Here is a 21762-nt window from a genome sequence, read left to right as displayed (position 1 = left end):
AATGGAACCTGGCCCCCTTCATTCGTGAGCGGCACGCGGCCGAACCCCGACGGCCTGCGTGCTCCGCAACAGACGAAAGGTGCATAGACCACATGGCGCAGACCTTCCTCGGCCAGAAGCGACTCCGCAAATATTACGGCAAGATCCGGGAAGTCCTGGAAATGCCGAACCTCATCGAGGTTCAGAAATCCTCCTACGACCTGTTCCTGAAATCCGGCGACGGCGAGCAGCCGCGCGACGGCGAAGGCATCATGGGCGTCTTCCAGTCGGTCTTCCCGATCAAGGATTTCAACGAGACCGCCGTGCTTGAATTCGTCAAGTACGAGCTCGAGAAGCCCAAGTACGACGTCGAGGAGTGCATGCAGCGCGACATGACCTACAGCGCCCCGCTGAAGGTCACCCTGCGCCTCATCGTGTTCGATGTGGACGAGGATACCGGCGCCAAGTCGGTCAAGGACATCAAGGAGCAGGACGTCTTCATGGGCGACATGCCCCTGATGACCCCGAACGGCACCTTCATCGTCAACGGCACCGAGCGCGTCATCGTTTCCCAGATGCACCGCTCCCCCGGCGTGTTCTTCGACCACGACAAGGGCAAGACGCACAGCTCGGGCAAGCTGCTCTTCGCCTGCCGCATCATCCCCTACCGCGGCTCGTGGCTCGACTTCGAATTCGACGCCAAGGACATCGTCTTCGCCCGTATCGACCGTCGCCGGAAGCTGCCGGTCACGACCCTGCTCTATGCGCTCGGTCTGGACCAGGAAGGCATCTGCGACGCCTATTACGACACGGTTTCCTACAAGCTGGAAAAGGGCAAGGGCTGGGTCACCAAGTTCTTCCCCGAGCGCGTGCGCGGCACCCGTCCGACCTTCGACCTCGTCGATGCTGGCACCGGCGAAGTGATCTGCAAGGCCACCGAGAAGGTGACCCCGCGGGCGGTCAAGAAGATCCTCGAGGAAGGCAAGATCACCGAGCTGCTCGTGCCCTTCGACCAGATCGTCGGCCGTTTCGTCGCCAAGGACATCATCAACGAGGACACCGGCGCGATCTACGTCGAGGCCGGTGACGAGCTGACCTGGGAAGTCGACAAGGACGGCGACGTGACCGGCGGCACGCTCAAGGAGCTGCTGGACGCGGGCATCACCGACATCCCGGTTCTCGACATCGACAACGTCAACGTCGGCCCCTACATCCGCAACACCATGGCCGCGGACAAGAACATGAACCGCGACGGCGCGCTCATGGACATCTACCGCGTCATGCGTCCGGGCGAGCCGCCCACCGTCGAGGCCGCTTCGGCGCTGTTCGACACGCTGTTCTTCGACGGTGAGCGCTATGACCTTTCGGCCGTCGGCCGGGTCAAGATGAACATGCGCCTCGACCTCGATGCCGAGGACACCCAGCGGACCCTGCGCAAAGAAGACATCATCGCCTGCATCAAGGCGCTGGTCGAACTGCGCGACGGCAAGGGCGAAGTGGACGACATCGACCACCTCGGCAACCGCCGCGTCCGCTCCGTCGGCGAGCTGATGGAAAACCAGTACCGCGTCGGCCTGCTCCGCATGGAGCGCGCGATCAAGGAGCGCATGTCTTCGGTCGAGATCGACACGGTGATGCCGCAGGACCTGATCAACGCCAAGCCCGCCGCCGCCTCGGTGCGCGAGTTCTTCGGCTCGTCGCAGCTCAGCCAGTTCATGGACCAGACCAACCCGCTCTCCGAGGTCACGCACAAGCGTCGTCTCTCGGCGCTTGGCCCGGGCGGTCTGACCCGCGAGCGCGCCGGCTTCGAGGTCCGCGACGTGCACCCGACCCACTACGGCCGGATGTGCCCGATCGAGACGCCGGAAGGCCCGAACATCGGTCTGATCAACTCGCTGGCCACCTTCGCCCGCGTCAACAAGTACGGCTTCATCGAGACCCCCTACCGGGTGGTCAAGGACGGGCAGGTGACCGACGAGGTCCACTACATGTCCGCCACCGAGGAAATGCGCCACACGGTCGCCCAGGCCAACGCGCATCTCGACGACCAGGGCCGCTTCGAGAACGAGCTGGTGAACACCCGCCAGGCCGGTGAATACACCATGGCCCCGCGCGAAAGCGTCGACCTGATCGACGTGTCGCCCAAGCAGCTGGTCTCGGTCGCTGCCTCGCTGATCCCGTTCCTCGAGAACGACGACGCCAACCGCGCTCTGATGGGCTCGAACATGCAGCGTCAGGCGGTTCCGCTCCTGCAGGCCACCGCGCCTCTGGTCGGCACCGGCATCGAGGAAGTCGTGGCCCGGGATTCCGGTGCCGCGATCATGGCGAAGCGTGCCGGCATCATCGACCAGGTGGACGCACAGCGGATCGTTATCCGCGCCACGGAAGACCTCGAAGTGGGCGATCCGGGCGTGGACATCTACCGCCTGCGCAAGTTCCAGCGTTCGAACCAGAACACCTGCATCAACCAGCGTCCGCTGGTGAAGGTGGGCGACACCGTGGGCAAGGGCGAGGTTATCGCCGACGGCCCGTCGACTGACCTGGGCGAACTGGCGCTCGGCAAGAACGTGATCGTCGCGTTCATGCCGTGGAACGGCTACAACTACGAGGACTCGATCCTGATCTCCGAGCGCATCGCCCGCGATGACGTGTTCACGAGCATCCACATCGAGGAATTCGAAGTGGCCGCCCGCGACACCAAGCTCGGCCCGGAAGAGATCACCCGCGACATCCCGAACGTCGGCGAGGAAGCCCTGCGCAACCTCGACGAGGCCGGCATCGTCTACATCGGCGCCGAGGTCGGACCTGCGGACATCCTCGTGGGCAAGATCACGCCCAAGGGCGAAAGCCCGATGACCCCGGAAGAGAAGCTGCTGCGCGCGATCTTCGGCGAAAAGGCCTCCGACGTGCGCGACACGTCGCTCCGCCTGCCGCCGGGCGATTTCGGCACGGTGGTCGAGGTCCGCGTGTTCAACCGTCACGGCGTCGACAAGGACGAGCGTGCCCTGCAGATCGAGCGGGAAGAGGTCGAGCGCCTCGCCCGTGACCGCGACGACGAGATGGCGATCCTGGATCGTAACATCTACGCGCGTCTGAAGGACATGATCCTCGGCAAGACCGCGGTGAAGGGTCCGAAGGGCGTTCCGGCGAACTCGCAGATCACCGAAGAGCTGCTGGGCTCCCTGTCCAAGGGCCAGTGGTGGCAGCTGGCGCTGGCCGAAGAGGCCGACGCACAGATCGTCGAGGCGCTGAACGAGCAGTACGAGGCGCAGAAACGCGCGCTCGAGGCCCGTTTCGAGGACAAGGTCGAGAAAGTCCGCCGCGGCGACGACCTGCCGCCGGGCGTGATGAAGATGGTCAAGGTCTTCATCGCGGTGAAGCGCAAGCTTCAGCCGGGCGACAAGATGGCTGGCCGTCACGGCAACAAGGGTGTCATCTCCCGCGTTGTTCCGATGGAGGACATGCCGTTCCTCGCCGACGGGACCCCGGTCGACTTCGTGCTCAACCCGCTCGGCGTGCCGAGCCGGATGAACGTCGGTCAGATCCTCGAGACCCACATGGGCTGGGCCGCGCGCGGCCTCGGCATCAAGGTCGACGAGGCGCTGGACGAGTACCGCCGGTCGGGCGACCTGACCCCGGTGCGCGATGCGATGAAGATCGTCTATGGCGATGATGTCTATGAAGAGGGCATTGCCGACATGGACGAGGCTCGCCTCGTGGAAGCCGCCGGCAACGTCGTCAACGGTGTTCCGATCGCGACGCCGGTCTTCGACGGTGCCCGGGAAGAGGGCGTCAACGACGCACTTGCCCGTGCCGGCTTTGACCTGTCCGGTCAGTCCGATCTCTACGACGGCCGGACCGGCGAGAAGTTCAGCCGGCAGGTCACCGTGGGGGTCAAGTACCTGCTCAAGCTGCACCACCTGGTGGACGACAAGATCCACGCCCGCTCCACGGGCCCGTACTCGCTCGTCACCCAGCAGCCGCTCGGTGGTAAGGCGCAGTTCGGCGGTCAGCGTTTCGGGGAGATGGAGGTCTGGGCCCTGGAAGCCTATGGCGCCGCCTACACCCTGCAGGAGATGCTGACGGTCAAGTCGGACGACGTGGCGGGCCGGACCAAGGTCTACGAGAGCATCGTCAAGGGCGAGGACAACTTCGAGGCCGGCGTGCCGGAATCGTTCAACGTTCTCGTCAAGGAAGTGCGCGGCCTCGGCCTGAACATGGAACTCCTGGATGCCGAGGGCGAGGAATAGGGCCCCGGCCTGAAACGGGCGGCGTCACCGTCGCCCGGCTCCTCCCCTCCCGCACCATTTCAAGGATTTGAAGATGAACCAGGAACTGACCAACAACCCGTTCAACCCGCTCACCCCGCCGAAGGTCTTCGACGAGATCAAGGTGTCGCTGGCGAGCCCGGAACGGATTCTCAGCTGGTCCTACGGCGAGATCAAGAAGCCCGAGACCATCAACTACCGGACCTTCAAGCCCGAGCGCGACGGCCTGTTCTGCGCCCGGATCTTCGGCCCGATCAAGGACTACGAGTGCCTTTGCGGCAAGTACAAGCGCATGAAGTATCGCGGCGTCGTCTGCGAGAAATGCGGCGTGGAAGTCACGCTGCAGAAGGTGCGCCGTGAACGCATGGGCCACATCGAACTGGCCGCGCCCGTCGCGCACATCTGGTTCCTGAAGTCCCTGCCCTCCCGCATCGGCCTGATGCTGGACATGACCCTGCGCGACCTCGAGCGGATTCTCTACTTCGAGAACTACGTCGTGATCGAGCCGGGCCTCACGGACCTCACCTACGGTCAGCTGATGACCGAGGAAGAGTTCATGGACGCCCAGGACACCTACGGCATGGACGCCTTCACGGCGAACATCGGCGCCGAGGCGATCCGCGAGATGCTCTCCATGATCGACCTCGAAGCCACCGCCGAGCAGCTCCGCGAGGAGCTCAAGGAGGCGACCGGCGAGCTGAAGCCCAAGAAGATCATCAAGCGGCTGAAGATCGTCGAGAACTTCATCGAATCCGGCAACCGTCCGGAGTGGATGATCCTCACTGTCGTACCGGTCATTCCGCCCGAACTGCGCCCGCTGGTGCCGCTCGACGGCGGTCGCTTCGCCACGTCGGACCTCAACGACCTGTACCGCCGGGTGATCAACCGGAACAACCGCCTCAAGCGGCTTATCGAGCTGCGCGCGCCGGACATCATCATCCGTAACGAAAAGCGGATGCTGCAGGAATCGGTCGACGCGCTGTTCGACAACGGCCGCCGCGGCCGGGTCATCACCGGTGCCAACAAGCGTCCGCTCAAGTCGCTGTCCGACATGCTCAAGGGCAAGCAGGGCCGCTTCCGCCAGAACCTTCTGGGCAAGCGCGTCGACTTCTCGGGCCGTTCGGTCATCGTGACGGGCCCGGAACTCAAGCTGCACCAGTGCGGCCTGCCCAAGAAGATGGCGCTCGAGCTGTTCAAGCCGTTCATCTACTCGCGGCTGGAGGCCAAGGGCCTCTCCTCGACCGTGAAGCAGGCGAAGAAGCTGGTGGAGAAGGAGCGTCCGGAAGTCTGGGACATCCTCGACGAGGTGATCCGCGAGCACCCGGTTCTGCTGAACCGCGCGCCCACGCTGCACCGTCTCGGCATCCAGGCCTTCGAACCGGTCCTGATCGAAGGCAAGGCGATCCAGCTTCACCCGCTGGTCTGCTCGGCCTTCAACGCCGACTTCGACGGTGACCAGATGGCCGTGCACGTGCCGCTTTCGCTGGAAGCCCAGCTGGAAGCGCGCGTTCTGATGATGTCGACCAACAACGTGCTGTCGCCCGCCAACGGCGCGCCGATCATCGTGCCGTCGCAGGACATGATCCTCGGCCTCTACTATGTCTCGCTGATGCGCGAAGGCATGAAGGGCGAAGGCATGGTCTTTGGCGGCATCGAGGAAGTCGAGCACGCGCTGAACGCCGGCGAAGTGCACATGCACGCCAAGATCCAGTGCCGCGTGCCGCAGATCGACGAGCATGGCCAGGAAGTGCTGAAGCGCTACGAGACCACGCCCGGCCGGGTGCGGCTTGGCGCGCTGCTGCCGAAGAACGCCAAGGCGCCGTTCGAGCTGGTCAACAAGCTCCTGAAAAAGGGCGAAGTCCAGAAGGTCATCGACACCGTCTACCGCTACTGCGGCCAGAAGGAATCGGTCATCTTCTGCGATCAGATCATGTCCATGGGCTTCAAGGAGGCCTTCAAGGGCGGCATCTCCTTCGGCAAGGACGACATGGTCATCCCCGACAACAAGTGGGAGATCGTCGACAGCGTCAAGGAGCAGGTCAAGGACTTCGAACAGCAGTACATGGACGGCCTGATCACCCAGGGTGAGAAGTACAACAAGGTCGTCGATGCCTGGTCGAAGTGTAACGACCGCGTCACCGAAGCCATGATGTCCACCATCTCGGCCAAGCGGTTCGACGAGAACGGCGCCGAACTCGAGCCCAACTCGGTCTACATGATGGCCGACTCCAAGGCGCGGGGCTCGGTGACCCAGATGAAGCAGCTGGGCGCCATGCGCGGCCTGATGGCCAAGCCGTCCGGCGAGATCATCGAGACGCCGATCATCTCGAACTTCAAGGAAGGTCTGACCGTGCTGGAGTACTTCAACTCCACCCACGGCGCCCGGAAGGGTCTGTCGGACACCGCCCTGAAGACCGCGAACTCGGGCTACCTGACCCGCCGCCTGGTGGACGTCGCGCAGGACTGCATCGTGCGTCAGCACGATTGCGGCACCGAAAACGCGATCACCGCCGAAGCGGCCGTCAACGACGGTGAAGTGGTTGCCTCGCTCGGCGAGCGCATCCTCGGCCGCGTGGCCGCGGACGACATCCTGCGTCCGGGCACGGACGAGGTGATCGTGGCCAAGAACGAGCTGATCGACGAGCGCAAGGCCGACGAGATCGAGCAGTCCGGCCTGGCCAGCATCCGCATGCGGAGCCCGCTGACCTGCGAGGCCGAGGAAGGCGTCTGCGCCATGTGCTACGGGCGCGACCTTGCCCGCGGCACCATGGTCAACATCGGCGAAGCGGTGGGCATCATCGCCGCCCAGTCGATCGGCGAGCCCGGCACCCAGCTGACGATGCGGACCTTCCACATCGGCGGCGTTGCCCAGGGTGGCCAGCAGTCGTTCCAGGAGGCCAACCAGGACGGCATCATCGAGTTCCGGAACCCGAACCTTCTGGAAAACGAGGCCGGCGACCAGATCGTCATGGGCCGCAACATGCAGATCGCCATCATGGACGATCACGGCGTGGAGCGCGGCAGCTTCAAGATCGGCTACGGCACCAAGGTCTTCGTCAAGGACGGCGCCAAGGTCGCCCGCGGCGAGAAGCTCTACGAGTGGGACCCGTACACCCTGCCGATCATCGCCGAAAAGGCCGGTACCGCGAAGTTCGTGGACCTCATCTCCGGCATCTCGGTCCGCGAGGACACCGACGAAGCGACCGGCATGACCCAGAAGATCGTTTCCGACTGGCGTTCCGCGCCCAAGGGCAACGAACTGAAGCCGGAAATCATCATCGTCGATCCGGAAACCGGTGAGCCCGTGCGCAACGAGGCCGGCAACCCGGTGACCTACCCGATGTCGGTGGACGCGATCCTCTCGGTCGAGGAAGGCACGCAGGTCAAGGCCGGCGACGTCGTCGCGCGTATCCCGCGCGAAGGTGCGAAGACGAAGGACATCACCGGTGGTCTGCCGCGTGTGGCCGAACTCTTCGAGGCGCGTCGTCCGAAGGACCACGCGATCATCGCCGAGGCCGACGGCTACGTGAAGTTCGGGCGCGACTACAAGAACAAGCGCCGGATCTCGATCGTGCCTGCGGACGAGACGATGGAGCCTGTCGAGTACATGGTGCCCAAGGGCAAGCACATCCCGGTGCAGGAAGGCGACTTCGTGCAGAAGGGCGACTACATCATGGACGGCAACCCCGCGCCGCATGACATCCTGTCGATCATGGGTGTCGAGGCGCTGGCCGATTACATGATCGACGAGGTGCAGGACGTCTATCGACTGCAGGGTGTGAAGATCAACGACAAGCACATCGAGGTGATCGTTCGCCAGATGCTGCAGAAGTGGGAGATCCTCGACTCGGGCGAGACGACGTTGCTCAAGGGCGAACATGTCGACAAGTCGGAGTTCGACGCGGCCAACGAGAAGGCGATCAAGGACGGGCGGCGCCCGGCCGAGGGCGAGCCGATCCTGCTCGGGATCACCAAGGCCTCGCTGCAGACCCGGTCGTTCATCTCGGCGGCGTCCTTCCAGGAGACCACCCGCGTGCTCACCGAGGCATCTGTCCAGGGCAAGCGCGACAAGCTGGTGGGCCTCAAGGAGAACGTTATCGTCGGCCGCCTGATCCCGGCGGGCACCGGTGGGGCCACGCAGCGCGTGCGCCGCATCGCCCAGGAGCGGGACCAGAAGGTCATCGAGGCGCGCCAGGCCGAGGCCGAAGCCGCTGCGGCCCTGGCCGCTCCGGTGGACGACATGGCCGGCAGCGACCTCGACGATGCCTTCATCGTCGACACTCCGGAGAGCCGCGATCTCTGATCGCGACGCCCGGTAACGGCACCGGCCTCGGCCCCATCGGCCGAGGCACACCGAACAAAAGAAAAGGACGGCGGAGCAATTCGCCGTCCTTCTTGTTTGTGCAACCGGGCTGGTCGGCGGCCGTGCCTATCCGAGGATCTGCTCGGTCACCATCCGCTGCAGCTTGCGCCCGTCCGGGTCCAGACCGGTCTTGAGCCGTGTGAACTCCTCGCCCCAGTCCGACGTCCGGCAGCGCAGGGCCGGCGCCTCCGATTCCATTTCGCGCAGCACGACCGCCGCGACCTCGTCCGCGGTCTGGTAGACCCCGCTGCCCTGGCGACTTTGCGCGTTGGCCACGTATTTCTGCAGGATCGGCAGGTACTCGTCTTCCAGCATCCCGCCGGTGTCCGCGATTTGCTTCAGCACCGTGTTGGCGAATTCCGAGGCGATCCCGCCTGACTCCACAGCGGTGAAGTTGATGCCGAACGAGGGCGTGATGTAGGAGGCCATCGCCTCGGTCAGCCCCTCGACTGCGAATTTGGCGCCGCAATAGACCTCGTTGAACGGCTGCCCGACGAGCCCGCCGACCGAGGAGATGTTGATGACATGGCCCGACCGCGCCTTGCGCATGTGGGGCATGACCGCCTTGGTGCAGCGCACGACGCCCATGTAGTTGATGTCCAGGATCCGGGCGACGTCGGCCTCCTCGGCCTGTTCCAGGCTGCGCGCGTACCCCATGCCGGCGTTGTTGACGAGGGTGTCGATCCGGCCCTGCTCCTCGATCACCTGCGCGACGGCGGCGTCGACACTGTCGGTGTCCTGCACGTCGAGCGGGAGCACCTTGAGGGTCACGCCGGCGGCTTCGGCGGCGGCGTCCAGCGCCTCTCGCTTGGCGAGATTGAGCATCGTGGCATAGACCGTATGGCCCGCCTGGGCGGCCTGCACGGCAATGGATATTCCGAGCCCGGTGGAGGTCCCGGTGATGAGGACGATCTTGGTCATGGGGAGTCCTTGTCAGATGTCAGGAGTTTGCGATCGACAGCCAGACCCGTTCGAAGGTCTGCTCGACGATGTCGTCAGTGATGGGACGGCCGGCGAGCGCCGCGCCGCGCGCCAGTTGCAGTGCGGGAGCGACCAGCAGGAGCGAGAGGAGGCCACTGTCCAGCGGGGCCAGCGTGCCGTCATCGACGCCCCGCTGCAGGAGGTCTGCGATGTCCCGCGCGTAACCATCGGTAATCGCCTTTTGCTCCGGGGTCAGGATGCCCGCGGCATTGCCGAACTCGAGAAACAGGAAGGCCTTGGGGTCCTCGCGCACGAAATCGAACATGGCGCGCCACATGCCGTGGATCATTGTCCGGGTGTCGGGCTCGCCACGCGGCTCCGTCACCCGGTCGTGGAACTCGGCCTTGAGCTCGAGATAGACGCGTCGCAGCATTTCGTCCTTGTTCTCGAAATGCACATAGATCGTGCCGGCCGAAACCTTCGCCCGGTTCACGACCCCCGCGACACCGGTGCCGGCAAAGCCCTTCTCAACGGCTTCCTCGACCACCGCCCGGCGGAGCTTCTGATAGGTCTGATCCTTGGTCATGCGAGGCATGGCATGCCTTCCCTTGCTGTCGGACCTCCAGATATGATAATGAATATTCATTATCAAGCCTGAACCCCCTGCCCCGTGAGAATTCTTTTCAGTCCCACGCATGGCGCGGCTTGCTACCGGCGACCGATCGGCTAAGCCCATGAGCATGTTTGAGAAACGCATCACCGCCGTGGCTTCGGCCATCGTCATCGCGACGGGCGCACTCTGGGGCTTCTACTGGCTCCCGGTGCGCAGCCTGATGGATCTGGGTCTCGGCGGCCCCTGGGGCACGGTCGGAATCACGCTCGGGGCCGCACTGCTGCTCGCCCCGCTGGCGCTCGCCGATCTCCGGCAGATCGCTCGCGCCGGGCCTGTGGTGCTGATCTCCATCGCGCTCGGCGGCGCGGCCTTCGCGCTCTATTCCATCGGATTCGTCTATGGCCGGGTCGCCATCATCATCCTGCTCTACTTCCTGACACCGGTCTGGAGCACGCTGATCGGCCGTTTCGTCATGGGCTGGATGACGCCGCGCCTGCGCTACATCGCCATCGGCGTAGGATTGCTGGGGCTCGCGGTGATGCTCGGCGCGGAAGGGGCTGTGCCGATCCCGCGCGGGCTGGGCGAGTGGATGGCACTTGCCGCCGGCATTCTCTGGTCGGTCTCCACCACCGGGATCCGCGCGAAATCCGAGCTCGGCGCCGCCGCCTCCTCGTTCGTCTTCGCGCTTGGCGGGCTCGCCGCGTCCCTCGCCCTCGCCCTCGCGCTCTCGCCGCTGCCAACCCTGCCCCTGGGCACGGATCTGCTGAAGGCGACCGGCATCGCCCTGCTGACCGGCGGCCTCTGGTGGGGCCTGTCGCTCGCCGGGCTGATGTGGGCCGCGGTCCGGCTGGAGCCGGCGCGGGTCGGCCTCCTGCTGATGATGGAAGTCCTCGTGGGCGCGGTCTCCGCCGCCATGCTCGCAGGGGAAACCCTGCATCCGCTGGAGATCGTGGGCGGCGCGCTCGTGCTCTGCGCCGGTATCCTGGAGGTCTGGCCGGTCCGCCCGCGCCGCGCGCCCCCGGTGCGCTGACCCGATCAGTCGGCTGCGAGCACGTCGCGCAGCGACGCCTCGATATGGCCGCCACAATAGCTCGAGCCCCCGAAGCGCCTATCAAAATCGCGCCGCATTTCCGCAATGCGGGGCGTATCGGCGACCCGTCGTGACAGCGCCGCAACGGCCGGGGCGTGCGTGTCGAGCAAGGGCGCGAGGGCGGGAAGCCGTTCTGTCATGGTGACCCAGAGCGCCGCCGTCGCAAGGTCGGCCAGCGTCGGCGCGTCGGTGCCAAGCAAGCTGCCGCCGCCCACCGTCAGCCCGTGGCGACGGCCGGTCTCCTCGAATATCTCCATCCAGCGCGGCAGGCGGCTTTCCGCGAAGTCGTCCCACGCCTCCTGCGTCCACATCTCGCGGCCGCAGTTGCAGCTGACCTCCTCCAGTACGTCATTGGCGTCGCCGAGGACCTTGAGCGTCAGAGCGCGCAGCTCCGGGGCCTCCGGAAGCAGGCCATGCTTCTGCCCGAGATAGGCAAGGATCGCCGGAAGCTGGGAGAGCCAGAGCCCGGCACCGTGATCGTGCAGAAACGGCGGCGCCATGAAGGGGGTCGGCTGCTCGGAGGCCGGCGCCTCCTTCAGCGCCATCAGCGCCTCGGTCGGGGCTTCCTCCCAGCTTGCTCCGGCGTGGGCCAGAACGTAGCGGATGAAATGCCCCCGGAACGGGATGGGCCAGTAGTAGAGCGTGTAATCGGCCGCCATTCTTCCCTCCCTGCGCCCGTCCTCCGGCGCGGCACCGCCCCCGGGGACACCCCGGGAGCGGCGGTCTGTCTCAGAGGCTCGGGTAGACCGGGAAGCGGGCGCAGAGCTCCATCGCTTCCGCCTTCACCTTTTCCTCGACCTCGGAATTGCCGTCCTCGCCGTTGGCCGCGAGGCCATCGACCACCGCGACGATCATCCGGGCGATCTGGCGGAACTCCTCCTCGCCGAAGCCTCGGGTGGTGCCGGCGGGCGTGCCGAGGCGGACGCCGGAGGTGACCATGGGCTTCTCCGGGTCGAACGGGATGCCGTTCTTGTTGCAGGTGATGTGCGCGCGGCCGAGCGCCTTCTCGGTGGCGTTGCCCTTCACCGACTTGGGACGCAGATCGACCAGCATGACATGGGTGTCGGTGCCCCCGGTGACGATATCCAGCCCACCCTTCATCAGCTCGTCGGCCAGCGCAACGGCGTTGGCGCGCACCTGGCGCTGGTAGGCCTTGAACTCGGGACGCAGCGCCTCGCCGAAGGCCACGGCCTTGGCAGCGATTACGTGCATCAGCGGGCCGCCCTGGATGCCGGGGAAGATCGCCGAGTTGACCTTCTTGGCGATCGCCTCGTCGTTGGTGAGGATCATGCCGCCGCGCGGGCCGCGCAGGGTCTTGTGCGTGGTCGTGGTGGCGACGTCGGCATAGGGGAAGGGCGACGGGTGCTCGCCCGCGGCAACGAGGCCGGCGAAGTGGGCCATGTCGACCAGCAGGTAGGCGCCGACGCTGTCGGCGATCTCGCGGAAGCGCGCGAAGTCGATCTGGCGCGGAATGGCCGAGCCGCCGGCGATGATCAGCTTGGGCTGATGCTCGGTCGCCAGTTGCTGGACCTGGTCGTAGTCGATCAGGCTGTCCTGCTGGCGCACACCGTACTGGATGGCGTTGAACCACTTGCCCGACTGGTTGGGCGCCGCGCCGTGGGTCAGGTGGCCGCCGGAGGCGAGATTCATCCCGAGGATCGTGTCGCCCGGCTTGATCAGCGCGGTGAACACCCCCTGGTTGGCCTGGCTGCCCGAGTTCGGCTGCACGTTGGCGAAGCCGCAGCCGAACAGCTCCTTGGCGCGCTCGATGGCAAGGTTCTCGGCGATGTCGACGAACTGGCAGCCGCCGTAGTAGCGCCGGCCCGGATAGCCTTCGGCATACTTGTTGGTCATCACCGAGCCCTGGGCTTCCATCACCGCGCGGCTGACGATGTTCTCCGAGGCGATCAGTTCGATCTCGTCACGCTGGCGACCGAGCTCCAGCTGGATGGCCTTTGCGATTTCGGGATCGCTGTCGGCAAGGGTCTCGGTGAAGAATCCGGTATCAAGGCTCATTGGCAGGCTCTCCAGCTCAGGCGCCCGATCCGCGGGCGTATGTTTCCTTGGGGGGATGTAGCCCAAGCCGGGCGAGGACAAAAGGCCCCGAACCGACCGACAGGGGCCGGTGCGCGTCAATATGCAAGGCTTGCGTTTCCGATCCCGGCAGGAGACCAATGATGCGGAAACCTCCGCCACTCGCCCGGGAGCGCCTCATGACCAAGATCGCCTTCATGGCCAGCCGTGCGGAGATCGCGGAATCGGCGCGCAAGACGCTGATCGAGGCCTATGGCAACCACGACCCGGAGGATGCCGATTTCATCGTCGCCCTCGGCGGCGACGGTTTCATGCTGCAGACCCTGCACGACACCCAGCATCTCGACACGCCCGTCTACGGGATGAACTGCGGCACCGTCGGCTTCCTGATGAACGAATACGCCCCAGGCGGGCTGATCGAACGGCTCGACGTGGCGGAGGAGGAGGTGATCCACCCGCTGGCGATGCGGGCAGTCACCCCCGACGGCGCCGTGCACGACGCGCTGGCGATCAACGAGGTCTCTCTGCTGCGGCAGGGCCCACAGGTCGCCAAGCTCAGGATCTCCGTCGACGGCCGGGTGCGGATGGAGGAGCTGGTGGCCGACGGCGCGCTGGTCAGCACGCCGGCGGGCTCGACCGCCTACAACTATTCCGCGCACGGCCCCATCGTGCCGATCGGCAGCCAGGTGCTCGCGCTGACCGCGATGTCGGCCTTCCGCCCGCGCCGCTGGCGCGGTGCGCTGCTGCCGAGCGCGGCCGAGGTCCGGTTCGATGTCCTGCAGCACGAGAAACGCCCGGTGATGGCCGAGGCCGACAGCCGCTCGGCAGTGCGCAACGTGCTGACCGTGGTGATCCGGAGCCGCCCCGAGGTCCGCCACCGGATCCTGTTCGATCCCGGCCACGGGCTGGAAGAACGGCTGATCCGCGAACAATTCGTCTAGTCGCTCCCCGAGCGCCGCACCCCGTCGGCATCGTCGCCCCGCCCCCAGGCCTCGCGCTTGCGATAGATCGTGGAAGGCGCGACGTCGAGCTCCCGCGCCGCCTGCGGCACCGACCCGCCGTTGCGCCCGATAGCGGCCTCGATGGCAATACGTTCGATCTCGGCGAGGGTTCGCCCGGCCAGCGCGCTGCTCACGCCACCGCCGATCTCCACGCCGTTGCGCGCCGCGGGCGGGAGAGACGGGGGGCAGCCCATGTCGGGGGGGAGCATCTCCGGCTCCACCAGGGGCCCGCCGTTCTGCGCAACGACCGCGCGCAGCACATTGGCCATCTGCCGCAAATTGCCCGGCCAGGGGCAGTCAAGCAGCGCCTGCTTCGCGCTCTCGGACAATCCGGTGAACGGCTTGCCTTCTTCCCGGGCAAACTCGCCCAGCAGGTCTTCGGCAACCTCCACGATGTCTCCCTGCCGGTCCCGCATGGGCGGCAGGTGAAGCGGGATCACGTGCAGGTGGTAGAAGAGGTCCTTGCGGAACCGCCCGGCGCGCATCTCCTCGAGCGGATCGAGGTGGGTGCCGCAGATCAGCCGGACATTCACCTTCCGCATGAACGGCGACCCGACCGGACGGATCGTGGCGGATTCCAGGAAACGCAGGAGCTTGAACTGCAAGCCGCTGTCCAGCGCGCAGATCCCGCCGAGATAGAGCGTCCCCCCGTCGGCGGCCGCGATGGCGCCGTCCGTCTCTCGGCCAACGACGTCCCCGACGCGGCCGAAAAGCTCGGCTTCGGTTTCCTCGGACGATGCCCCCTTGAACTCCAGCGGCACGAACGGGCCGTCGGCGCGGCCCGAGGCAGCGTGGATTGCCCGGGCGCAATCCCGCTTCCCGGTGCCCGGCTCGCCGGAGAGAAAGACCGTCGCCATGGACCGGGCCACCGTCTCGACGGTCGCGCGGATTTCCGAGATCTCCGGCGAGCGCCCGCCCAGCCCGCCGAGGCGGAACAGCCTGGTCTTGCGCTCGGCGGCCTCGCCCTCGGCGCGGACTGGCCCGCGCGCCGCGTTCTCCACCGCATTCAGCAGGTGACGCTCATCGAAGGGCTTGAGCAGGAAGTCGAACGCGCCGTCCCGCATCGCCTGCACGGCGCCCGTGACCGAGCCGTTCGCGGTGACGACGATGACATTGCTCTCGGGGCGCAGCGCCAGGCATTGCCGCATCAGCTCCAGCCCGTCGCCGTCCGGCAGCCCGAGGTCGAGCAGGATCACCTCGAACGGCCGCCTGCGGATCTCCGCCAGCCCCTCCGCCATGGTGCTGGTGCAGGTCACGCGATGGCCGGCCCGCTGCAGCACGGCCTTGTAGAGCAGGCAGTGGGTCTTGGTGTCCTCGACGGCCAGCACATCCGTCATGGGCGATCCCCCGCCCCGGCGCCGTCGTGACGTGCCACGAGTTTGCGAATGCTCGCCCGCAGCCCATCGATGTCCTGCCGCATTCGACAGGCGAGCCCCCGGATCTCCGGCATTGCGTCCCCTTCCCGGGCGAGCTGGCCGATATCCCGCGCGGCTTCCTCGAGCCCGACCGCGCCCGCCGTGCCCGCCAAGGCGACCAGCACATGCGCCGCCTTCCGGATCGGTTCGAAATCGCCCGATTTTACCGCTTCCTGCAGCGCCTCATGGGTGGCGGCGAGGTCGCTCTCCAGCTGAACCAGGATCTCCGTCCGCGGCCCGTCGCCGGCGAGGTGAAGCAAGTGCTCGAGCCTCAGGGCGCAGGACGGATCGGGGTCGGGACCTTTCTCCCGGCCCAGCGCGCAGGCCAGCGTCCGGCCAAGCACCCCGACATCCATAATCGGTGTTTCCAGCACCGCGCCGACGCCGAGAACTCCGAGCATCTCCGCATCCGGCACGCCCCGGCCGGTCGCGACCGCCACCACGGGGATCGCCGCCTGCGGCCCATCCATCTTGCGGATCTCGCCGAGCATGCCGTCCACCGCCCCGGGTCGGTCCGGAAGCTGCAGGATCATCACGTCAAACGTTTGCGTCGCCAGACGGTTCATCGCGTCCGCGACGTCGACGGCGGGTGTCACGATCGCGCCGAGGTGGCGGAGCATCTGGCCGAGCGCCGCCTGCCCCGACCCTTCCGGCCGGCAGAGCAGCACCCGGATGCCGGAAACATCCGCCTCGGTGCATGACGTGGCAGGCACGGTGCGGAAGGGCGGCTCGGCAGACCAGCGCACGGGCGCCGGATCCGGCGCTCCTCTGGCATCGAGCACCCGGCCGATCGTCCGGGCCAGCTCCGTCGCCTGGCCGCGCAGCACTTCGAGCTCCCGGCGCGCGCCCGGCGCCAATGGCCGGTTCCCCAGCGCCAGCGCAGAACGGCTCGCGGCTTCGAGGCCCTGGCGTATGGCGTCGATGGATGGCGCTTCCTCACCCGGCGCCGAGGCTGTTTCGGCCGGGCGGGACGGTGCTGGAGGCGGATTCGGATTCACGTGTGTCTCGGCAGCGAAGACTTGGATGCCCGGAACGAAACATGTTCAGGCGCGTGCTCTCAACTCACAAATTCCCGGGCCCGGTCGAACCGCCCGGCGCGTGGCCGGGCGGTGACAGGTCAGGAATTCCGTACGTTTCAGGCGGGTTGCTTTGCGTAACCGGCCTTCTGGAGCGCCTCCGCGATCTCGTCGAGGATCGCCGGATCGTCGATCGTCGCCGGCATCTTGTAGCTCTCGCCGTCCGCGATCTTCTGCATCGTCCCGCGCAGGATCTTGCCCGAGCGGGTCTTGGGCAGGCGGTCCACGACGCAGGCGTTCTTGAACGCGGCGACCGGGCCGATCTGCTGGCGCACCAGGCCGACGCATTCGGCGATCACCTCCTCCGGCGAACGTTCGTGGCTGGAGTTCAGGCACAGGAAGCCGAGCGGCAACTGCCCCTTGAGGGTGTCTGCCACGCCGATCACGGCGCATTCGGCGACATCGGGATGCCCCGCCAGTACCTCTTCCATCGCGCCGGTCGAAAGCCGGTGTCCGGCGACGTTGATGACGTCGTCGGTGCGCGCCATGATGTAAAGATAGCCGTCCTCGTCCTTGTAGCCCGCGTCGCCCGTCTCGTAGTAGCCGGGGAAGTGGCTGAGGTAGGACTTCCGATAGCGCTCCTCGGCGTTCCAGAGCGTCTGCAACGTGCCCGGCGGCAGCGGCAGCTTGATGGCGATGGCGCCCATCTCGCCGGCGGGCAACTCGTGGCCGCCCTCGTCGAGCACATGCACCTCGTAGCCCGGCATCGGCACCGAGGGCGAGCCGAGCTTCACCGGCAGTTCCTCGATCCCGATCGGGTTGGCCGCGATCGCCCAGCCGGTCTCGGTCTGCCACCAGTGGTCGATCACCGGCACGCCGAGATGCTCCTGCGCCCACTTGATCGTGTCGGGGTCGGCCCGCTCACCGGCCAGGAACAGCGCCTGCAGGTCGTGCAGCTTGTAGCGCTTGATCCACTCGCCTTTCGGGTCCTCTCGCTTGATCGCCCGCAGCGCGGTCGGGGCGGTGAAGAAGCTCTTCACCCGGTGGTTCTGGATGATCTTCCAGAAGACGCCCGCGTGGGGCGTGCCGATCGGCTTGCCCTCGAAGACGAGCGTCTCCGCCCCGGCCAGCAGCGGGCCGTAGGCGATGTAGGAATGGCCCACCACCCAGCCGACGTCCGATGCCGCCCAGAACCGCTCGCCCGGGCCGACGTTGTAGATGTTCTCCATCGACCATTGCAGCGCCACGAGGTGGCCGGCGGTGGAGCGTACGACGCCCTTGGGCTGGCCGGTGGTGCCGGAGGTATAGAGGATGTAGGCGGGGTGATTGCCCTCCACCGGCAGGCAGTCGGCCGGCTTCACGCCGTACTGGAAGCCGTGCCAGGAGAAATCGCGCCCCTCCACCAGCTTGGCCACCTCCTGCTCGCGCTGGAAGATCACGCAGAACTCGGGCTTGTGGCTGGCCTGTTCGATCGCCTCGTCGAGCAACGGCTTGTAATGGACCACGCGACCCGGCTCGAGGCCGCAGGAGGCGGCGATGATCGCCTTGGGCGTCGCGTCGTCGATCCGCACGGCAAGCTCGTTCGCCGCGAAGCCGCCGAACACCACCGAGTGGATCGCGCCGATCCGCGCACAGGCCAGCATCGCCTCCAGCGCCTCGGGGATCATCGGCATGTAGATGATCACCCGGTCGCCCTTTTCGATGCCGCGCATCTTGAGCGCCCCGGCCAGCGACGCCACGCGATCGCGCAGCTCACGATAGGTGATTCCCTTGGTCGAATGGGTGATCGGGCTTTCGTGCATGATGGCGAGGTTGTCGCCGCGGCCCGCTTCCACGTGCCGGTCCACCGCGTTGTAGCACGTGTTCACCATCGCGTCGGAGAACCACTCGTACATCGGGGCCTTGTCGTCGAACAGCGCCTTGGACGGGGGACGGTACCAGTCCACCGCCTCGGCGGCCTTCATCCAGAACGCTTCAGGATCGGCCTGCCACGCACCATAGATGTCGGAATATCCCATATGCTCTCTCCCTGAAACCCTTCGCAGGAGTTACGCAAACGGGGGGCTGCCGCGCAAGTCTGTTGCGCGGGCAACTTCGTCACGTTTGGACGCTAACGGAAGCCGGACACCCGAGGCATGACGCCGCACCGCAGCATTTCCACTCCCGGTTGCGGCGCGGCCGCCCCGGGAGCGTCTGCGTCAGCCGTAATGGGCGACAGGCGTGCCCGCGATGGCCGACATGTTGAGCAGGCCACGCGCGGTGATCGACGGGGTCACGACGTGGGCGCGGTTGCCCATGCCCATCAGGATCGGACCGACCTCCAGCCCGCCGGCCTTGAACTTGAGAACGTTGCGCACCGCGCTCGCGGCGTCGACATTGGCAAAGACCAGCGCGTTGGCGGAGCCTTCCATCCGGTTGTCCGGCAGCAGGCGGGCGCGGATCTCGGGGTCGAGCGCCGCGTCGACATGCATCTCGCCCTCGTAGCAGAAGTCCGGCTGCCAGCGATCCAGGATCGCAAGCGCCTCCCGCATCCGCAGGCCGCTTTCGACATCGACGTTCCCGAACTGCGAGAAGGCGCAGAGCGCGATCTTGGGTTCGATGCCGAACCGGCGGATATGGCGTGCACAGCCCAGCACCGTTTCGGCGATCTGCTGCGGGGTCGGCTGGTGGTGCACCTGGGTGTCGGCGATGAACAGCGGGCCGTCCTCGAGGATCATCATCGACAGCGCACCCACCGGGTAGAGCGTGCCGTGCTGAAGAAGCTGGGTGACGTAGTTCAGGTGCCAGCGATACTGCCCGAAGGTGCCGCAGATCAGGCTGTCGGCCTCGTCGCGGTGCACCATGATGGCGGCAATCGCCGTGGTGTTGGTCCGCATGATCGTCCGCGCCAGTTCCGGCGTCACGCCGCGGCGCGCCATCACCGTGTGGTAGTTCTCCCAGTAGTCGCGATAGCGGGGGTCGTTCTCCGGGTTGACGATGTGGAAGTCGCGATCCGGCCGGATCGACAGGCCGGCCCGTTCGCAACGCGCGGTCACGACATCCGGGCGGCCGATCAGGATCGGCACGTCGGTCGTCTCTTCCAGCATCGCGTTGGCGGCGCGCAGAACCCGCTCGTCCTCGCCCTCGGCAAAGACGATCCGCCGCTCCGCCTTGGCGGCCGCGGCAAAGACCGGGCGCATCAGCAGCGCGGACTTGAAGACCGAGCCGTCCAGCTTTGCCTTGTAAGCGTTCAGGTCTTCCAGCGGCCGGGTGGCGACACCGGACTCCATCGCCGCCTTCGCCACGGCGCTGGCCACCACGCCGATCAGCCGCGGGTCGAAGGGCTTGGGGATCAGGTAATCCGGCCCGAAGGTCAGTTGCTCGTCCTTGTAGGCCGCCGCGGCCTCGGCGCTCGTCGTGGCGCGGGCCAGCGCCGCGATCCCCTCGATGCAGCCAAGCTGCATCGCGTCGTTGATCTCGGTCGCGCCCACGTCCAGCGCCCCGCGGAAGATGAACGGGAAGCAGAGCACGTTGTTGACCTGGTTCGGATAGTCCGACCGGCCGGTGGCGATGATCGCGTTCGGCGCGACTTCCCGCACCTCGTCCGGAAGGATCTCGGGCGTCGGGTTGGCCAGGGCGAAGACGATCGGACGTTCCGCCATCTTGCCGACCATCGACTGGGTCAGCACCCGCGGACCGGAAAGCCCGAGGAACAGGTCCGCCCCGTCGATCACGTCGTCGAGCGTCCGCAGGTCGCTGGCCTGGGCATAGGCGGCCTTCTGCGGGTTCATGTCGATCTCGCGGCCCTGGTGAACCAGCCCGTGGATGTCGCAGAGCCAGACGTTCTCACGCTTCACCCCCAGCTTCAGCAGCATGTTGAGGCAGGCGATGCCCGCCGCGCCGCCGCCGGTGGAGACGACCTTGATGTCCTCGAACCGCTTGCCGGCGACCCGCAGCGCGTTGGTCGCCGCCGCGCCAACGACGATGGCGGTGCCGTGCTGGTCGTCGTGGAAGACCGGGATGTTCATCCGTTCGCGGCAGATCTTCTCGACGATGAAGCAATCCGGCGCCTTGATGTCCTCGAGGTTGATCGCACCGAAGGTCGGCTCCAGCGCGCAGACGATCTCGGCCAGCTTCTCCGGGTCCTGCTCGTCCACCTCGAGGTCGAAACAGTCGATGTTGGCGAATTTCTTGAAGAGCACCGCCTTGCCCTCCATCACCGGCTTGGAGGCCAGCGCGCCGATGTTGCCGAGCCCGAGAACGGCCGAGCCGTTGGAGACCACCGCGACGAGGTTGCCCCGCGCAGTGTAGCGTGTCGCGTCCGCCGGATTGGCCGCGATCTCGGTGCAGGCCTCGGCGACGCCCGGCGAATAGGCCAGCGACAGGTCACGGCCGTTGGCCAGCGGCTTGGTTGCCCGGACCTCGAGTTTCCCCGGCCTCGGGAATTCGTGGTACTGCAGCGGTGCGCTCTGCACCGGGGTCTCGCCGTTCCTGCCGCTGTCGTTCATCTTGCCGTCCCGCCCTTGCCGGCGCCTCCTGGAAATCGCTGGCCCGGCCTTAGACCACCTTGCCCGCCGTGGGAAGCCGCCACGATTACGCAAGGTGAGCGTCACCCGCGCCCTGCGCGCGCCCTTGCATCCCCGCCGCCGCCCGAACAGAGTGACCGAAAAGGGAGGTTCCCCATGTCCGACACCCCGCTTCTGGACGCCGCGCGGGCGGTACAGCCGAAGGCCTACGCGCCCTATTCGAACTTCAAGGTCGGCGCCGCCCTGCGCACGCCTTCCGGCGCCGTTTTTTCCGGCTGCAACGTCGAGAACGTGGCCTACCCGGAAGGCACCTGCGCCGAGGCCGGCGCGATCGCCGCGATGGCGGCGGCGGGCGAATACCGCATTACCGAGGTCGCCGTGATCGCCGACAGCCCCAGCCCGGTGCCCCCCTGCGGCGGCTGCCGCCAGAAGCTCAAGGAATTCGCGGACCCCGACGTCCGGGTGACCATGGCCACGACCGGCGGCGCGGAACTGACGATGACGGTGGCCGAACTGCTGCCCGGCGCCTTCGGGGCCGAGCACATGGAGACATAGGA

The 21762-nt window shown here is 66.6% G+C and carries 13 protein-coding genes; 5 read left to right on the top strand and 8 right to left on the bottom strand.

What is annotated here, in order from left to right:
- Positions 1-92 precede the first annotated feature (92 nt).
- Positions 93-4229, top strand: a complete 4137-nt coding sequence (gene rpoB, locus CHB86_RS22895) for a DNA-directed RNA polymerase subunit beta (RefSeq protein WP_089235444.1) — start codon at positions 93-95, stop codon at positions 4227-4229.
- A gap of 73 nt (positions 4230-4302) precedes the next feature.
- Positions 4303-8550 carry a DNA-directed RNA polymerase subunit beta' gene (gene rpoC / locus CHB86_RS22890; RefSeq protein ID WP_089235443.1) on the top strand — a complete coding sequence of 1416 codons (4248 nt, stop codon included), beginning with the start codon at positions 4303-4305 and terminating at the stop codon, positions 8548-8550.
- A gap of 126 nt (positions 8551-8676) precedes the next feature.
- On the opposite strand, the gene CHB86_RS22885 is transcribed toward rpoC, so the two are convergent.
- Positions 8677-9531, bottom strand: a complete 855-nt coding sequence (locus tag CHB86_RS22885; RefSeq protein ID WP_089235442.1) for an SDR family oxidoreductase — start codon at positions 9529-9531, stop codon at positions 8677-8679.
- A gap of 19 nt (positions 9532-9550) precedes the next feature.
- Positions 9551-10126, bottom strand: a complete 576-nt coding sequence (locus CHB86_RS22880; protein WP_245838305.1) for a TetR/AcrR family transcriptional regulator — start codon at positions 10124-10126, stop codon at positions 9551-9553.
- Positions 10127-10265: 139 nt separating this feature from the next.
- Between CHB86_RS22880 and CHB86_RS22875 the strand changes: the two genes are divergently transcribed.
- Positions 10266-11174, top strand: coding sequence for a DMT family transporter (locus CHB86_RS22875; RefSeq protein ID WP_245838303.1), 909 nt, complete (start codon positions 10266-10268; stop codon positions 11172-11174).
- 5 nt (positions 11175-11179) lie between these two features.
- Here CHB86_RS22875 and CHB86_RS22870 read toward each other — a convergent pair whose 3' ends face one another.
- Positions 11180-11893: a glutathione S-transferase gene (locus tag CHB86_RS22870; RefSeq protein WP_089235441.1), complete on the bottom strand. Its 714-nt coding sequence runs from the start codon at positions 11891-11893 to the stop codon at positions 11180-11182.
- 70 nt (positions 11894-11963) lie between these two features.
- Positions 11964-13250, bottom strand: coding sequence for a serine hydroxymethyltransferase (glyA, locus tag CHB86_RS22865; RefSeq protein ID WP_089235440.1), 1287 nt, complete (start codon positions 13248-13250; stop codon positions 11964-11966).
- A 197-nt stretch (positions 13251-13447) separates the two neighbouring features.
- Between glyA and CHB86_RS22860 the strand changes: the two genes are divergently transcribed.
- Complete coding sequence (locus tag CHB86_RS22860; protein WP_089235439.1) at positions 13448-14209, top strand: NAD kinase; 762 nt, start codon at positions 13448-13450, stop codon at positions 14207-14209.
- Here CHB86_RS22860 and CHB86_RS22855 read toward each other — a convergent pair.
- The 4 genes from CHB86_RS22855 to CHB86_RS22840 form a co-directional block, all read right to left on the bottom strand.
- Positions 14206-15606: a sigma-54-dependent transcriptional regulator gene (locus tag CHB86_RS22855; RefSeq protein WP_089235438.1), complete on the bottom strand. Its 1401-nt coding sequence runs from the start codon at positions 15604-15606 to the stop codon at positions 14206-14208. The two genes, CHB86_RS22860 and CHB86_RS22855, sit on opposite strands and share 4 nt — an antisense overlap.
- Positions 15603-16541, bottom strand: coding sequence for a response regulator (locus CHB86_RS22850; protein WP_089235437.1), 939 nt, complete (start codon positions 16539-16541; stop codon positions 15603-15605). Before CHB86_RS22850 ends, CHB86_RS22855 begins: the two co-directional genes overlap by 4 nt.
- A 278-nt stretch (positions 16542-16819) precedes the next feature.
- Positions 16820-18718: a propionyl-CoA synthetase gene (locus CHB86_RS22845; protein ID WP_089235436.1), complete on the bottom strand. Its 1899-nt coding sequence runs from the start codon at positions 18716-18718 to the stop codon at positions 16820-16822.
- Between the two features lie 180 nt (positions 18719-18898).
- Entirely contained in the window at positions 18899-21187 is a 2289-nt protein-coding gene (locus CHB86_RS22840; RefSeq protein ID WP_089235435.1) for an NADP-dependent malic enzyme, read from the bottom strand.
- A 174-nt stretch (positions 21188-21361) separates the two neighbouring features.
- Here CHB86_RS22840 and CHB86_RS22835 point away from each other — a divergent pair, with 174 nt between their 5' ends.
- The gene (locus CHB86_RS22835) at positions 21362-21760 is read left to right on the top strand and encodes a cytidine deaminase (protein WP_089235434.1); all 399 of its coding nucleotides are present in this window, start codon (positions 21362-21364) and stop codon (positions 21758-21760) included.
- Positions 21761-21762 lie beyond the last annotated feature (2 nt).

The sequence above is a fragment of the Tropicimonas sediminicola genome (assembly GCF_900188335.1).
In the GTDB taxonomy this organism is placed as follows: Bacteria; Pseudomonadota; Alphaproteobacteria; order Rhodobacterales; family Rhodobacteraceae; genus Tropicimonas; species Tropicimonas sediminicola.
Note: the sequence above shows the minus strand (reverse complement) of the source record. Positions and strands in the feature narration are given on the sequence as shown.

Coding starts and splice junctions, on each gene's coding strand:
- CHB86_RS22880 (WP_245838305.1), bottom strand. CDS start 10,126: ATGCCTCGCATGACCAAGGATCAGACCTATCAGAAGCTCCGCCGGGCG.
- CHB86_RS22860 (WP_089235439.1), top strand. CDS start 13,448: ATGACCAAGATCGCCTTCATGGCCAGCCGTGCGGAGATCGCGGAATCG.
- CHB86_RS22875 (WP_245838303.1), top strand. CDS start 10,266: ATGAGCATGTTTGAGAAACGCATCACCGCCGTGGCTTCGGCCATCGTC.
- rpoB (WP_089235444.1), top strand. CDS start 93: ATGGCGCAGACCTTCCTCGGCCAGAAGCGACTCCGCAAATATTACGGC.
- CHB86_RS22885 (WP_089235442.1), bottom strand. CDS start 9,531: ATGACCAAGATCGTCCTCATCACCGGGACCTCCACCGGGCTCGGAATA.
- CHB86_RS22870 (WP_089235441.1), bottom strand. CDS start 11,893: ATGGCGGCCGATTACACGCTCTACTACTGGCCCATCCCGTTCCGGGGG.
- CHB86_RS22840 (WP_089235435.1), bottom strand. CDS start 21,187: ATGAACGACAGCGGCAGGAACGGCGAGACCCCGGTGCAGAGCGCACCG.
- rpoC (WP_089235443.1), top strand. CDS start 4,303: ATGAACCAGGAACTGACCAACAACCCGTTCAACCCGCTCACCCCGCCG.
- glyA (WP_089235440.1), bottom strand. CDS start 13,250: ATGAGCCTTGATACCGGATTCTTCACCGAGACCCTTGCCGACAGCGAT.
- CHB86_RS22835 (WP_089235434.1), top strand. CDS start 21,362: ATGTCCGACACCCCGCTTCTGGACGCCGCGCGGGCGGTACAGCCGAAG.
- CHB86_RS22845 (WP_089235436.1), bottom strand. CDS start 18,718: ATGGGATATTCCGACATCTATGGTGCGTGGCAGGCCGATCCTGAAGCG.
- CHB86_RS22855 (WP_089235438.1), bottom strand. CDS start 15,606: ATGACGGATGTGCTGGCCGTCGAGGACACCAAGACCCACTGCCTGCTC.